The 14,221-nt window shown below is 45.4% G+C and carries 14 protein-coding genes; 6 read left to right on the forward strand and 8 right to left on the reverse strand.

The genetic code is table 11. The features are described from left to right. Positions 1 to 410: 410 nt before the first annotated feature. The 6 genes from AB6E51_RS13075 to AB6E51_RS13100 form a co-directional block, all read right to left on the reverse strand. Entirely contained in the window at positions 411 to 1,193 is a 783-nt protein-coding gene (locus tag AB6E51_RS13075; protein WP_050620596.1) for a heme ABC transporter ATP-binding protein, read from the reverse strand. After that, positions 1,193 to 2,230, reverse strand: coding sequence for a FecCD family ABC transporter permease (locus AB6E51_RS13080; protein WP_372058177.1), 1,038 nt, complete (start codon positions 2,228 to 2,230; stop codon positions 1,193 to 1,195). The genes AB6E51_RS13075 and AB6E51_RS13080 overlap by 1 nt, the downstream gene beginning before the upstream one ends. Positions 2,231 to 2,333: 103 nt before the next feature. Next, the gene (locus AB6E51_RS13085) at positions 2,334 to 3,221 is read right to left on the reverse strand and encodes a hemin ABC transporter substrate-binding protein (RefSeq protein WP_017062757.1); all 888 of its coding nucleotides are present in this window, start codon (positions 3,219 to 3,221) and stop codon (positions 2,334 to 2,336) included. A gap of 148 nt (positions 3,222 to 3,369) precedes the next feature. Beyond that, positions 3,370 to 3,783: a biopolymer transporter ExbD gene (locus AB6E51_RS13090; protein WP_017062756.1), complete on the reverse strand. Its 414-nt coding sequence runs from the start codon at positions 3,781 to 3,783 to the stop codon at positions 3,370 to 3,372. Continuing rightward, positions 3,780 to 4,481: a MotA/TolQ/ExbB proton channel family protein gene (locus tag AB6E51_RS13095; RefSeq protein WP_065583702.1), complete on the reverse strand. Its 702-nt coding sequence runs from the start codon at positions 4,479 to 4,481 to the stop codon at positions 3,780 to 3,782. The genes AB6E51_RS13090 and AB6E51_RS13095 overlap by 4 nt, the downstream gene beginning before the upstream one ends. A 2-nt stretch (positions 4,482 to 4,483) precedes the next feature. Beyond that, the gene (locus AB6E51_RS13100) at positions 4,484 to 5,299 is read right to left on the reverse strand and encodes a TonB family protein (protein ID WP_372058176.1); all 816 of its coding nucleotides are present in this window, start codon (positions 5,297 to 5,299) and stop codon (positions 4,484 to 4,486) included. 160 nt (positions 5,300 to 5,459) lie between these two features. Here AB6E51_RS13100 and hutW point away from each other — a divergent pair, with 160 nt between their 5' ends. The 4 genes from hutW (at position 5,460) to AB6E51_RS13120 (ending at position 8,809) form a co-directional block, all read left to right on the forward strand. After that, entirely contained in the window at positions 5,460 to 6,869 is a 1,410-nt protein-coding gene (gene hutW, locus AB6E51_RS13105; RefSeq protein WP_372058175.1) for a heme anaerobic degradation radical SAM methyltransferase ChuW/HutW, read from the forward strand. A gap of 58 nt (positions 6,870 to 6,927) precedes the next feature. Continuing rightward, positions 6,928 to 7,449 carry a heme utilization cystosolic carrier protein HutX gene (gene hutX / locus AB6E51_RS13110; RefSeq protein ID WP_372058174.1) on the forward strand — a complete coding sequence of 174 codons (522 nt, stop codon included), beginning with the start codon at positions 6,928 to 6,930 and terminating at the stop codon, positions 7,447 to 7,449. 155 nt (positions 7,450 to 7,604) lie between these two features. Beyond that, complete coding sequence (hutZ, locus tag AB6E51_RS13115; protein WP_004731858.1) at positions 7,605 to 8,135, forward strand: heme utilization protein HutZ; 531 nt, start codon at positions 7,605 to 7,607, stop codon at positions 8,133 to 8,135. Positions 8,136 to 8,248: 113 nt separating this feature from the next. Further along, the gene (locus tag AB6E51_RS13120) at positions 8,249 to 8,809 is read left to right on the forward strand and encodes an ATP--cob(I)alamin adenosyltransferase (protein ID WP_048610703.1); all 561 of its coding nucleotides are present in this window, start codon (positions 8,249 to 8,251) and stop codon (positions 8,807 to 8,809) included. Between the two features lie 94 nt (positions 8,810 to 8,903). Here the strand turns inward: AB6E51_RS13120 and AB6E51_RS13125 are convergent, their stop codons facing one another. After that, positions 8,904 to 9,818 (reverse strand): chemotaxis protein, encoded by a 915-nt coding sequence (locus AB6E51_RS13125; protein WP_017062751.1) that lies wholly within the window; start codon positions 9,816 to 9,818, stop codon positions 8,904 to 8,906. A gap of 281 nt (positions 9,819 to 10,099) precedes the next feature. Between AB6E51_RS13125 and ppiC the strand changes: the two genes are divergently transcribed. Continuing rightward, on the forward strand, positions 10,100 to 10,381 hold the full coding sequence (gene ppiC, locus AB6E51_RS13130; protein WP_258185064.1) for a peptidylprolyl isomerase PpiC: 282 nt from the start codon (positions 10,100 to 10,102) through the stop codon (positions 10,379 to 10,381). A gap of 283 nt (positions 10,382 to 10,664) precedes the next feature. Further along, positions 10,665 to 12,071, forward strand: a complete 1,407-nt coding sequence (locus tag AB6E51_RS13135) for an alpha-amylase family glycosyl hydrolase (RefSeq protein ID WP_017062749.1) — start codon at positions 10,665 to 10,667, stop codon at positions 12,069 to 12,071. A 128-nt stretch (positions 12,072 to 12,199) separates the two neighbouring features. On the opposite strand, the gene AB6E51_RS13140 is transcribed toward AB6E51_RS13135, so the two are convergent. After that, the gene (locus AB6E51_RS13140) at positions 12,200 to 14,071 is read right to left on the reverse strand and encodes a methyl-accepting chemotaxis protein (protein WP_372058173.1); all 1,872 of its coding nucleotides are present in this window, start codon (positions 14,069 to 14,071) and stop codon (positions 12,200 to 12,202) included. Between the last annotated feature and the right edge of the window lie 150 nt (positions 14,072 to 14,221).

The raw sequence follows: 14,221 nt of genomic DNA on the forward strand, positions 1-14,221 counted from the left end.
CACTTACTACCGTTTTTGTTTTTAGTTCCCGCTAATCCGCGATGAACCTTTTTTTGTGCTTGCAGTTTCACTTCTTGTACGTTTTTCTCTCAATCCCACATCGATGTCGCAGTCTTGTTGATTGATGCTGAATGATGTTATTTCCTTTCTTTTTATATGCTTACGCTCGCGGCTTGTTTTACTCTTCAGTGTTAAAAGCTAAGTAACCCTAACGGGTAGTGTTCATTTCTAGAGCCTCAAATGCTCAAGGTGAGTCGTTTTGGTGCTTGCTGCTGTGGTTATTAATAAAATTGAGTTTAAGCCGAGATAGTGGCTGTGAGCCAATAAAAAGCCCCGAACAAATCGAGGCTTAGGATTACGTCATTGTTATCAAGAACGAATACTCAAAACGAGTCGCTCCTTAATCGGACTTATTGTGCGGGGTGAACCTGAGGGAAGCTCATGGTTGGGTGTTTTTCTACGATACTTTTGTAACCATACACATCTTCTATCATCGAAGGTTTCAGTGCATCCCAAGGCTTGCCATCACACACCAAATTGCCATCTTTCAATACCACCAATCGATCGGAATACTGCGCGGCTAAGTTGAGATCATGCAAAACCACGATAACCGCGGCATTGTGGTTATCGGCTAATTCTCTCGCAATCTTTAAGGTGTTGTGCTGGTGGGCAAGATCCAGTGCAGAGGTTGGTTCATCAAGCATCAAAATACATTGGTCACCAGAGTGGTGAAGCTGAGTTAACACTCGAGCCAAGTGCACTCGCTGCTTTTCACCGCCTGATAGCGAAGGATAAAGTCTTTCACTCAGGTGAGTCACATCAGCAACATCCATTTTTTGGCTAGCAATGCTGGTCAGCTTCTTGTTGGATTCTTGCAGAGGAATCCCACCAAGCTCGACAACTTCATGTGCCAAGAATGGGAAGGTCAAGGTGCTGTGTTGAGGAAGCATAGCAAGGTGCTTAGCTAACTTGTGAGAAGGCCACTTGTCTTTGCTGTGTCCAAAATACTGGATATCGCCGTTGCTTGATATCTCTTGGCACAAAGCTTTAAGCAGCGTGCTTTTACCTGCGCCATTTGGCCCAAGCAGTGTGGTTACCTTTCCCGCTTCAATCTCAATAGAAACGCCATCTAATATCACTTTACTGCCGAACTTCACTTCGATATCGGTCGCTTTTAAAGCTGAAGGAAACATTAAAGGATTCTCCCTTTCTGTTGAAATAGTAGATATAAGAAGAATGGGGCGCCGATAATCGCAGTGACAATACCAACAGGAAGTTCAGCCGGAGCAAGTACCACACGTGAGAACATGTCTGCGGCGGTTAGCAGCAGTGCGCCTAGTACCGCTGATAGTGGCAACAGAACTCGGTGGTCAGGGCCTGCCAACATGCGACCTAAATGTGGGATAACCAATCCAATAAAACCAATCATGCCAGACAGGCTAACTGTGATACCAACGCCCGCAGCCGTCAGTAGAATCAGCTTTCGTTTCAGCTTTTGAACTGGGATACCAAGGTGTTGCGCTTCTGACTCGCCCAGTAATAGAGCATTTAGAGACATCGCTTGGCGGTAGAAAACAACAAACAAGCCAACGAGCGTGACAGCTGCCAGCAAAATTCCTGACCACTTAGCGCCCGCCAATGAACCCATCGACCACAATGAAAGATCGCGCAGCATTTGGTCATCAGCAATGAAATTCAAGAAGCCAATACCTGCGCCAGAGAGCGCACTGATCGCCACACCCGCCAACAACATGATGGTGACAGAGGTGCCGAATTTACCTGTACCCAGCTTATACACCAGCAGCGTGGTTAAAGCGCCGCCAAGAAAAGCGAACACAGGAACCGCAGCAAAGTTCATGAAAGCAGGGTATTGAAGCGATAGCTCAGAGAACAAAACGATAGCCAGTGCAGCACCTAATGCTGCGCCCGCAGACACACCTATGATGCCAGGTTCTGCAAGTGGGTTTCGAAACAAACCCTGCATCACTGCACCACACAAGGCGAGGATCGCACCAATCAGCATGCACAAGATGGTTCTAGGTAAGCGGATCTTTTGAATCACTAAGTTGATGTGAGGTGCTAAGTCATTGTTTGGTTTAATTAAGCTTGTGGCGCTGTCCGCTAAGCTAATGTTCATTGGCCCAACAGTGATCGAGTACAGCGCGACAAAAGCTAGGGTTGCACCTAGAGCTAACATCGACGTTTTCAGTGGGACGGAGCGTAACAACATAAAGGGCCTCAATATCTATCGCTAACTTCGACCTCCTTCAACAACAGCGTGAGTCAGTTGGTGAGGGAAGCGAATTAGCGATAGCAGAAATAGGGTGGTTGAGTTATAGCGGGTAGATAAGTGCGTTTAGACGCTTTGCTTCAGAGAGGCTTTCTAGGCCAAGCCCGCCAACCAAAGCACTGCCATTTACGGTAATGATTTGCTTGTTCATACCTGCAGGCGTTGCCGCTAGCATAGGCAGTGATTTCAGGATGGCATCTGCGCCGCCCATTTTTTGATAACTACGGCCGCTTACTAAAATGACATCAGGTTGCATCTCAACGAGTGATTCCATTGAAAGTGGCTTGTAAGACGTTAAGCTCTGAGCGGCAGGGTTGATACCGCCAGCTAACTCGATGATTGCGTTTGGTGATGTTTCACCGCCAGCAACGTTGGCAGGGCGACCTTCATGCAGCAACAGGAATAGAACTTTCTTCGCTTCGTTGCTTGGTACTTGGTTCGCTTTCAGTGCTGCGATCTTTTGATTCACATCGGTTTTCACTTGCTGCGAGTGATCTTCGGTATGGGTGATCTTTGCGATTTGGTCGATACGCTTTAATAGCCCTTCCACGTTTGCTTCAGTGTTAACAATCTCTACATCGACGCCTGCCGATTTTAATTGAGAGATAGCGTTGTCTGGTCCCATTTCATCCGAGCCAATCAATGTGGTTGGTTCTAGGGCAAGTAAGCCTTCCGCAGACAGGTTTCGGTGATAACCAATCTTTGGCAGGTTTTCTCCTTGAGGGAAGTGGCTGGTCACATCAATCGCGACTAACTGCTCTTCGGCACCTAATGCCAAAACCAATTCAGTAACGGCACTGCCAGCACTGATGATTCGAGGTTGTTCAGCGTCGTTGGCCATTGCGGGTGCGCTAAGTGCCAGGCTGATTGCAGCTAATGAAAGAAGAGGTGTCTTGGTCTTTAATTTATTGAGCACGTTTAAGTTGTTCATAATAAGTTCTTTATATTTTCTTTTTGTATCGCGAAGATACTCAGTGAGCAGTCCGTTCGCATTGTGAGTTCGAATCGATAGAGAGGCTTAGTCTGCTTGTTTAGTTTTATCAACCAGAAGCCAAACCTCGTGAAAATTGAGTGTCGCTCTAGCCATCGTCCGTGAGCAATTGAGTCGCTGGTATTCCGTTTTCTTGAAGGAATGAAAGCAACTTCACTAGGTTCTCCACGTTAGCGGCTTTATCTGCGCCAATGATGATCGGTTTTTTATCCGTTGAACCAGTCTCTTCTAACAGGGCAATCTTGAAATTTTCCCAGTCGATGTATTCTTGGCCGTTAATTGCCCAGTAGGGTTCGCGGTCTAAAATATTGACGCTAATCGAATCCTTGTGGACTTCAGAAACGTTTTTGACATCCGAGCTTGGCAGCTCAACTTCCAGTGACTCCAGCTTTACTGATGCCGTAAGCAATAGAAAAACCATCACGATAAAAATGATGTCGAGCAGCGGTGTTAAGTCTGGCGCTAGGCTCTGTGTGTGAGATGAGTGGGGCGTTTTAATCATGCTTGACTCACATCACCGATAGAGGTTTTGTTGATAGGCTTACCTTGAGTATCATCAGACTGATTGGTTTGAATCGACATGCCTTCTAGCCACACATTCACATAGTTCAATGTATGCTCCAATTGAGCCAGCACTCGATCTGCCCATAGCCCTAGTAGCTGAGCACCAGAAATAGCAGGAAGCGCAATCATCAAACCTGCTGCTGTGGTTCGCATTGCTAATCCAAGACCGTCTGCCAAATCATTAGGCGTGATGCTGCCTGTTGTCGCGGCAACGCCTTTAAACATCTCAATAAGACCAAGTACCGTACCAAGCAAGCCGATGAGTGGGCTGATCACGCCGATCAAACCAAGCAGTCTTAAACCTGCATGAAGCTGGTGGCGTTTTTCTTGTAGCCAGATCCCAGCGGCATCTTCACGTAACCCTTTTGAGAAAGAGTGGTGAGCAAGCAACATTGACACGCCCTTGTACAAGAGCGGGCGTTTACCTGAAATCGACTGAGCAAGCGCTTCAATCTCTTTGCTGTTGGTTGGTGAGGTTTGGTTTAACTCGCGACGAATGGCACGTTTGCCCACACCAATGCTGAGCATGACTTGGAAGACTCGTTCAGCGATGATCATTGCGGTTAATGCTGAACAGATAAGAAGAGGCCAAGTCATTAAGCCAAGTTGATCTTGTAAGTAACTGATTTGTTGCATGATTAATCCAACCTAAAACGAACAGGTATTTGTACACGGTGAGCAATCGCTCGACCATTGACAGTGTGAGGTGAGAATTTCCATTGTTTAATGGCATCTAAAGCGGCGTTATCGAGCATTAGTGCGCCTGATGAATTTACTAATGCTTGTTTGATTTGTTTGCCTTCCGCGTCTAACCAGACCTCATAAGTTGCGACCCCTTCAACGCCCCGACGTCTAGCTTGGCGCGGGTAATTCGGTGGTGTGGGGCGTGAAGAAAAAGAGGGCTTAGTCACTAATACGGGCTCTTGGTTTGATACGCCTTGGTTTACTTCCTGAGGTTTGTTGGCAGACTCGGCCAGATTTCTATCGACTTTCTTGTCGGCCAGTTTTTCTGGTTGAGGCGTTGGTTTGGACTTTGGTTCTGGGCGTTCTTTCTTAACGACCTTTTTCTGAGTCACTGGTTTCTTTTGAATCGGCTTCTTCTCGACTTTCTTTTCAACAACCTTTTTCTCTACTTTCTTGGGTTGAGGCTTATTGGTGATCGCTTTTTTCTTTGGCGTCGGTTTGGCTTGCTTTGGCTCAACGGCCTTGGGTTCGACAGGTTTAGGTTCAGCTTGTGAGACCGTTTCTTTGATTGGTTCTGGTTCAACCGGCTCTGTGGTGGTTTTTTGTTGAGCTGGAGAAGGCGTGCTCTTGGGAGTGAAGTTGATCGATACCGTGTTCGATTGGCTACCTGCAGGCATCGCGAATACTTTGGATTCTTGAGCAACAAATAATAGCGCTGCATGAATCACTAACGATGCACCGCCTGCAATAACATATCTAGGAACGTTCACACTCAATCCTTTACCAAATCCAAAATCTGTATCGGATTATTGCTTAGAATCTAAATAAGATCAATTATCAATTGCATTATCATTTGCGTCTATTTATGATTATTTCAGTTTTAGCGAATAGTCTTCCAGACTTTGCTATGTAAGTGTTTAGAGAGATTATATGAGTCTTAATATCTATAAGTATGACGAATCAGTCTTAGGTATTTCTAGCCCTGATCCGCTTCGTTTTGCGTTTGCTAAAAAGCATTCTGCCCATGCCGGAGGAAGTTCAATTCCGGTCGACCCGAGCAAGAAGTTGGAGCTCTTTGATGAACTGATGTTAAGTGAAGGGCAAAAACAGGATAAACGTTGCTTGTATATCCATATTCCTTTTTGTCGTGTGCGTTGTACGTTCTGCAATTTCTTCCAAAATGCCGCAAGCCGTAAATTAGTGGATGAGTATTTCGATGCACTGATGGTCGAGCTAAAGCAGAAAGCCAAAACACCTTGGGCTCAGTCTGGACTATTTCACGCTGTCTATATTGGTGGCGGAACACCCACCGATTTGTCACCTCAACAAGTTGAGCAGCTTGGTAAAGCCATTCGTCAATATTTCCCACTAGCAAACGATGTGGAAATGACCTTGGAAGGGCGCATCAATCGCTTTGGCGACGAGATGTTTGATTGTGCGCTTGAAGGTGGTTTCAATCGCTTCTCATTCGGTATTCAAAGTTTCAACACTCAAGTTAGACGCAGCGCCAAGCGCCTAGATGACCGAGAGGTTGTGCTAGAACGTATCAGTTCACTAAGCCGCACCGAGCAAGCGCCAATCGTTCTTGATCTGTTATACGGATTACCACACCAATCTATGGAAGTGTTCCAACAAGATTTAGAAGACTACATGTCTACTGGCGCACACGGCATTGACCTCTACCAACTGATTGTTGCGGGCAATGCACCTATGCTTAATCTTGTTGAGAAAGGAAAAATCCCACCGCCTGCGAATACGCCAGATAAGGCGAGCATGTATTTGGCGGGTGTGGAGTTCATGGCAAAAAATAAGGTCAAGCAACTGAGCGTAAACCACTGGACTCGTGATAACCGCGAACGCAGCATTTACAACAGCTTAGCGAAAGCTTATGCCGAAGTTCTACCCATTGGTTGTGGCGCTGGTGGCAACATCGGCGGTCATGGTGTGATGCAGCATCGAACTTTAGACAGCTACATGGAGTCTATAAAGCAAGGTCAATTACCTATTGCCATGATGACTAAGCAAAGCTCATTAGAGCCTATCTTCTCAACATTAAAGGCAGGTTTCGATTCTGGTGTTGTTAGAAGAAGTACGCTACCGAGATTTATGGGGCAAGATACGTTCGACTACCTCAAGCCTTTGTTCGCGCATTGGGAAAAGAACGGTTTAGTTGAGCTTTCGGAAGATTATCTGAGCCTGACTATTGCTGGCAGCTTTTGGGCGGTAAGCCTAGCGCAGAGTGTGATTCAAGTGCTTAACGCTGAATACCAAGCTATGCACCCAGCGCCTAAAGCGTCAGGTTCGGGCGTACACCCGCATGCAAGTTTGAAGCACGCTTAATATCGAATTTTTAATTTAAAACTTACGTAAATTACTCGTTTATACGGAAACATATTCAATGACAGATACAACATTAGAAATGACAGAAACTCTAGAACAACGCGTAGCTCTAATTTTAGAAGAAGAGCCAAAACTACTGCCAACAGCAATTGCTGAGAAGCTAGGTGTTTCAGAGGTTGAAGTGGTTGCTGCTTTTCCAAACGACATGGCGGTAATGCTAGATGGCAGCCGTGCTCAAGAGGTTCTAGAAGGTTTAGTGGGTTGGGGCCCTGTGACCACTATCGTGCATTCATTTGGTTCTATCTTTGAAGTTAAAGCGCCATTCCCGAAAGGTAAGGTAGCGCGTGGTTACTACAACCTAATGGGCAAAGAGGGCGAGCTTCATGGTCACCTTAAACTTGATAACGTTAAACATATCGGTTTGGTGAGCAAGGCGTTCATGGGTCGTGAAAGTCATTACTTCGGCTTCTTCAGTGAAACCGGTGAGAACATTTTTAAGATTTACCTAGGCCGTAACGAAAAGCGTGAGCTTATTGCCGACCAAGTAGAACGCTTCAAAGCGTTAAAAGAACAAGCTTAAGTACAGTCAATAGTAAATAATCAGCAGTAATCTTACATAGGGTTGCCAACTGGCTTAAACAAGACATCAATGCTCGAGGATCGTTTAGTTCGCTAATGATCGCTCAACCTTGGGCAAAAATAATAAATCAGAGAAAGTGAAGAAAGGAATTACCCATGGAACAGCAAGTAAAACAAGAACGTCTACAAGGTCGCCTAGGTCCAGAAATTAAAGAGTTTCGCCAAGAGCGCCGTACCCTTCAACTTGCAACGGTTGATGAAGAAGGTCGCCCGAACGTAAGTTACGCACCTTTCGTTCAGAACCAAGAAGGTTACTTTGTTCTAATTTCTGATATTGCTCGTCATGCTCGCAACTTGAAAGCGAACCCTCAGGTCTCTTTGATGATGATTGAAGACGAAGAGAGCTCGAAGCAACTTTACGCACGTAAACGTTTAACGTTTGATGCTCAAGCAAGTGTTGTGGAGCGTGAAACGGAACTTTGGACTCAAGTGATTGGCCAGATGCAAGAGCGTTTTGGTGAAATCATTGATGGTTTGAGCCAACTTCAAGACTTCTCTCTGTTTAACCTTAAAGCTGAGAACGGCCTGTTCGTTAAAGGCTTTGGTCAGGCATACCAAGTGTCAGGCGACGATCTGGTGGATTTCGTTCACCTACAAGAAGGTCACAAAAAAGTATCTAACGAGTAATCTCGTTTAATCGATTTCTTTAGGAGCCCTCCAATGTGAGGGCTTTTTTATGTCTAAATCAAAGAGTTTGGTATATTGGTGTTTGATGACTATTTATATGTAAGGATCGGTACGTGAAACCAGTAAGTCGAGATTGGGACGAGTTCTGTTACCCGTTTATTTATGAAGACAGTCCTATCTGTGATTTTGAGATTTTGTCGGATGAACTTTGTTGCCGAGTTGGATTGGTGTTGTCTTTAGAGCTAGAGCCTCAGGTTCGTGAGATCCTGCAACGCTTGCAGCCAAACATCTACCATTTGAATGGCTCTGTGCGCGGTAAGCTTGCCATCACCGAGTCTGAATTGGTCGAGCTCAAGCAAGATTATCATCGTATCCGTGAGCAGTTAGAAGGGGGGTTTAAAGGCTTTGTCTTACCCGGTGGACACCGAGTGTCTAGTGAACTTCACTTGTGTCGTTGTCAGGCTAAGAAAGTTGTGCGAGCTTTGGTGAGTATTGAACATCATGAAAGCAAAAAGTCGCCAGACCCGATTCTTTTTAAATACGCCAACCTAGTCGCGAACACTCTCTATGCATTGGCCTCTTTTACCAATCATGTGAATGAAGTCGAGGAAGTGGAATTTGTGAGTAAGAGCTACTCTATGCCGAAAAAGTCTATGCCAGAAAACAAAGACTAACGGTTAGCTCTATTCTTATTAAGATTTGAAGAAAGAAGAGACTAAGAAGCTAAACCATTGAGCACTATGCCAGGTTTAGCTTCTATAACAGAGCCTAAGCAGCCGTAGAGGCGCCGTTTAAGACTTTTGCGCCGCGTAGCATAGCTTCGATTAATTCACCCGCGTTGAACTTCTCAAGCGCTTCATGCGCCCCCACCTGATTAGCACGGTCGACACAGATCTCACTGGACAGTGAGGTATGCAAAATACAGTAAGCGTGACTTAAAGCGCTGTCGTTTTGCACTTCAAATGCAAGCTCATAACCATCTAATCCCGGCATCTCGATATCACTCACCAGAAGATCAATGGCATTGCCTGCGCTGGCTTGGCGTCGCATTAGGTCGATGGCATCTAAGCCGTTGTTACATATGCTGTAAGGGATGTTGATGCTGTCTAAGGCATCAGATAACTGTTTACGTGCAATCAAAGAGTCATCCACTAATAAGATGTTCAATGCTTTGAGGCGTTCCCTTTCTACATCGGTCAGCATCGGGATATGAGCATTCTCATAAGCTGGGTAGATCTTAGAAAGCAGCAGTTCCACATCGAGCATTTGCACAATACGGTCTTCAAAACGTGTAATACCCGTTACAAACACATTGCGACCCACACTGGTGGGTGGAGATTCAATGCTCTTCCAGTCGCATTCAATGATTTTATCAATTGAACGAACCAAGAACGCCACAACTGTTCTCAAACAGTCAGTAACGATGAGTACACAATCTTGGTATTCAGCGGGTGTTATCGGACGGAAGCCAATCGCAGCGGACATATCAATCACAGGAACTGTAAGGTCGCGGATAGTCACTGTACCAATCACGTGATGATGGGAGTAGGGGATCTGAGTCATCGGCTGAAAAGGGACGATTTCTCTGACCTTAAGCGTGCCAATCGCAAAACTTTGAGTGAGGGACAACTTGAACATCAACATTCCCTGTGACTGACTCGCTTTACTGATCGGTTTGGCCATAAGTGGCTCCTACTTAATACGCGCTTAATTTATAAGGATTAATTTAAAGGGAAATGGAAGCCGCAGCAAGTCGCGATGCGGTTTTTAATGGCCTTTAAGGCAGTTGTTTTCGGTTATAGAGTGAAGAATAGCGGTTCTTGGGTTAAAATCACGCTAAACGCTGGCTGTCGATGAATTTATGTCGATAAGCCGTTAGCGGCAAACAGATTTACAACAGTCAGTTCATTCGCGATGTTCTAAGTAATCGTCGTAAGTAAACTGGCAGCAACAAACTGAGAATTATCATGGCAAGAACAGCAGCAGCGCTTCATATTTTGGTGAAGCATAAAGAACTAGCAGAAGACATCATGACGCAGCTTAAAAAGGGCGCTAAATTTCAAACGCTAGCGAAGAAACATTCAACCTGTCCATCTGGTAAAAAGGGCGGCGACCTAGGTGAGTTCAAAAAAGGTCAAATGGTGCCTCAGTTTGATAAGGTTTGTTTCTCTGGCGAGACGCTTGTACCACACCTTGTGAAAACAAAATTTGGCTGGCACGTCGTGAAGGTTCTTTACAGAACTTAGTTATAAATATGTGTTAGATTGAATAAAAGGAGCGTATATACGCTCCTTTTTTGTGACTTTTGTGCGCGTTTTAAAGCACTACGGTTGAGTGTTCATCCCAGACGTTATGCGATAATTGGTGCTACGCCCTCAACCATCCACCGTGAGTAATTGGTAGGAGGAGGAGGGTTTTTAATGAGTAACTCATATAATAAATGCCATTCTTGAGGAAATTTATTGCAGCTTTGCCTTTTAGCCTTTGCCTTTTCTAAAAAGCTGTAAACGAGTTTGGTAGGAGAACAACATGGAGAGTTCAGCTATGTTAAGCAAACCAGCGACAGATGTCATATTGCATGCCTTTGACTGGTGCTACGCTGACGTAATGAAGAACGCCCCACTGATCCAAGAGTTGGGTTATAAATCTGTTTTAGTATCACCGGCGATGAAATCGCTGCGCGGCCCTAAAGGTTGCGATCGAAATTCTGGTACTCAATGGTGGCAACGCTATCAGCCCCAAGACTATCGTGTGATCGATAATCAGTTGGGTGACACACAAGATTTTAAAGCGATGGTCGACACGTTAAAGCGACATGGGCTTCGTACTTATGTGGATGTGGTGTTTAACCACATGGCCAACGAATCGGGTATCCGCGGTGATCTAACGTATCCCAATCAGCAAGACATGGCGTCTTATCAAAAAGATGCTGACTATTATGAATCCATACGTTTGTTTGGTGACCTTTCTGAGCCTCTTTTTGATGAGAACGACTTCGTGGAAGCGTTTGGTATCAAGAACTGGAAAGACACGTGGGAAGTGCAAAACGGGCGTATTACCGGTGGCGCCAGCGATCCTGGCCTGCCAACGCTACTCGATAACGATAATGTGGTGGCACAACAAAGAGCCTACCTAAAAGCACTGAAAGAGATTGGTGTGAAAGGATTTCGCATTGATGCGGCAAAGCATATGACACTGGCACACCTACGCAAGGTGTGGACGGATGACATCTGCGAAGAAATGCACATCTTCGGTGAGATCATTACCGATGGCGGCGCGACAGAAGAAGAGTATGAGCTGTTCCTTGAGCCTTATCTTAAACACACTCGCTTAGGCGCTTACGATTTCCCGTTGTTCAACACCATCTTCAAAGCATTTGAAGAGCAGGGCAGCTTTAAGTCTTTGATTAACCCATACTGTTTTGGTCAGGCTCTGTCGAATATGCGAGCGATCACGTTTGCGGTCACTCATGATATTCCCAATAACGAGGTGTTTTTGGAGCATGTGATGGATGAAGTGGATGAGCGATTGGCTCATGCTTTCATTCTTGGTCGAGACGGCGGTGTGCCGCTTGTTTACAGTGAACTGAGCACCAGCGGTATTCTGGACAAGAGCGGTCAGCCTCGTTGGCTTAACGACTGGCAAGCGCCTTACATGAAAAGCATGATTCAATTCCATAACCATGTTCATGGCGAAGCGATGCGTGTGGTTGAAGCGAATGATGATTTGTTGGTGTTTGTCCGTGGCGATAAAGGCATTGTGGTGATCAACAAGTCGAAGCGAAGCAAAACAGCCTCATTAAATTGGACTGGTGCGGTAACCGATTTACTGTCGGATGATGTGTTTGAATGTGTTGGTAAGGATTTAACCATCAAGGTGGAATCGAACCAATGCATGATGTTAACGACGAATGAATTGAAGCCTGTCACGAGTTAACTTGGATAGACTAGAAAGAGAAGCCCCGCTTACTGGCAATCAGTAATCGGGGCTTTTTATTTTAAGCTATTGCTCGGTAACTAAACCAAATGGCGACTCAGCCAAACGGCAACTGAGCCAAACCTTGGTTAAACCGTAAACTTATTCAATAGCTCGTCTTGTTGGCGAACATTGTCAGTTTGCTGCTGCATTGCGGTATTCGCTTCTTGGGCCGCTGTTGATACTTGTGTTGAAAGGTCTTTGATCTTAACAGTGTTGTTATTGATCTCTTCCGCTACTAAGCTCTGCTCTTCTGCCGCTGAAGCAATCTGGATGTTCATATCTGAGATGCGTTGAATCGCGTCACGGATACGGTCAAGTGAAGAGTTCGCTTGCTGAGCGCGTTCAACGGCGTCAGTGGCTGTGTCTTTACTTTGGTTCATCGCGTTCGATACTGAGCTTGCACCCGCTTGGAGCTGCTCGATCATGTTGCGGATTTCCGTAGTTGATTCTTGAGTACGTTGTGCCAGAGTACGAACTTCATCGGCAACGACTGCGAAACCACGGCCTGATTCACCAGCACGCGCCGCTTCAATAGCCGCATTCAATGCCAGTAGGTTGGTTTGGTCTGCAATATCGTTGATTACTTTTAGAATCGTTTCGATGTTGGCTGTTGCTGATTCAAGTACTTGTACTTCGGCAACCGCTTGGTCGATACGAGCTGAAAGGTTATCAATCGCTTGAGTGGTGTCACTTACGACAGATGTGCCGTCTAGCGTTGCTTCATCAGCTTCACGAGCCGCCGCAGCCGCGCCTTGAGCGTTGTTCGCCACTTCAGTTGCAGTCACCGCCATCTCGTTCATTGCAGTCGCTAACTGTTCAAGCTCTTGAAGTTGCGTATTCATTGCGTTTGCTGATTCGCCTGCACCTTTAACCGTGATTTCAGTACCGCGTTTAATCTCAACACCAATCGCTTTCGATTGAATAATTTGATTTTGCAGGTTTTCGGTAAAGGTGTTGAAGCCTTTCGCTAGGTCAGAGAACTCTTTGTCTGTGTTGGTATCTAGGCGCTTAGTTAAGTCACCTTGTCCACTTGCTACATCTTGAATCGCTTGGTTAAGTGCATCCAGTGGACGCATTAACACGCGAATTAGAACTGTTAGAGCAATGATGCTGAGAATTACCGCAATCAAAGAGTAGATCATTGAGCTGTTCTTCAACTCTTCAACGGTTTGGAAAGCGATCTCTTCATCCAGGATGGCACCGATGTACCAATCTTCACTAGGGATGTGGGTGAAATTAACTAGGAACATTTTGCCGTCGACTTCAATTTCTTGAGAGCCTTCACGAATAGTCGCTTGTGGCATGTAGCTTGATAGCGTTTCACCGTTGTTTTTCGCATTTGGGTGAGCAATCGTGGTGCCGTCGGCTGTTACTAGGAACAGGTAACCCGCATCAAACAAGTTCACTTGGTTGACCAAGGTAGCAAGGTTCGTCAATTCTAGGTCGTAGAACATACCCGCAGTAAAGCGGCCGTTGTCTTTAACTGGAGTACCTACTGATATGATGACTTTCTTACTTGATGCATCCACATAAGGAGCGGTAACAACTAAACTGTTTTTGGATTTAGCATCAATGTACCAAGGACGAATTCGTGGGTCGTAGTCTGGACCGGCATCCCAACCATCATCATTTTCAATAACGAAACCGTTTGCTTCATAACCAAAACCAACCGCTAGGAAGCTGTTTTTAAGCTTTGGCTTTTCTAAGATTTCTTTAACGTAAGCGCGATCTTCAGGGTTGATCTCGATGACTTCAGTCGTCGATTGAGCCAACGCTTTCTTGGCGTTCATCTCCGATACGACGGTATTTTTCACGCCCGAGACCATCTCTTTCAGGCTCGCATTGACGTGGTTTTCTACTGCACTTCTTACAGTGTAAAGTTGTTGTATTGAAAGCAATGATACTGTCACTAGCAGCAAGGCTGATGATGCAGCAACCACCTTATGGCTAAATTTCATTGAGTTTTCCCCTTCTCACAGGCTTTGCGAAGACTAAAGTTAATCGTGTTTTTGTAATTATATATATCGACTAGATTGGGTTTTACTTGAATGTAATTTCACAAAATAGACTGCAAAAATACAACAACCTAAACAACACAAAATTCACTA

The sequence above is a fragment of the Vibrio sp. 10N.247.311.47 genome, assembly GCF_041467535.1.
GTDB lineage: Bacteria > Pseudomonadota > Gammaproteobacteria > Enterobacterales > Vibrionaceae > Vibrio > Vibrio crassostreae_C.

Coding starts and splice junctions, on each gene's coding strand:
- AB6E51_RS13075 (WP_050620596.1), bottom strand. CDS start 1,193: ATGTTTCCTTCAGCTTTAAAAGCGACCGATATCGAAGTGAAGTTCGGC.
- AB6E51_RS13080 (WP_372058177.1), bottom strand. CDS start 2,230: ATGTTGTTACGCTCCGTCCCACTGAAAACGTCGATGTTAGCTCTAGGT.
- AB6E51_RS13085 (WP_017062757.1), bottom strand. CDS start 3,221: ATGAACAACTTAAACGTGCTCAATAAATTAAAGACCAAGACACCTCTT.
- AB6E51_RS13090 (WP_017062756.1), bottom strand. CDS start 3,783: ATGATTAAAACGCCCCACTCATCTCACACACAGAGCCTAGCGCCAGAC.
- AB6E51_RS13095 (WP_065583702.1), bottom strand. CDS start 4,481: ATGCAACAAATCAGTTACTTACAAGATCAACTTGGCTTAATGACTTGG.
- hutW (WP_372058175.1), top strand. CDS start 5,460: ATGAGTCTTAATATCTATAAGTATGACGAATCAGTCTTAGGTATTTCT.
- hutX (WP_372058174.1), top strand. CDS start 6,928: ATGACAGATACAACATTAGAAATGACAGAAACTCTAGAACAACGCGTA.
- hutZ (WP_004731858.1), top strand. CDS start 7,605: ATGGAACAGCAAGTAAAACAAGAACGTCTACAAGGTCGCCTAGGTCCA.
- AB6E51_RS13125 (WP_017062751.1), bottom strand. CDS start 9,818: ATGGCCAAACCGATCAGTAAAGCGAGTCAGTCACAGGGAATGTTGATG.
- AB6E51_RS13135 (WP_017062749.1), top strand. CDS start 10,665: ATGGAGAGTTCAGCTATGTTAAGCAAACCAGCGACAGATGTCATATTG.
- AB6E51_RS13140 (WP_372058173.1), bottom strand. CDS start 14,071: ATGAAATTTAGCCATAAGGTGGTTGCTGCATCATCAGCCTTGCTGCTA.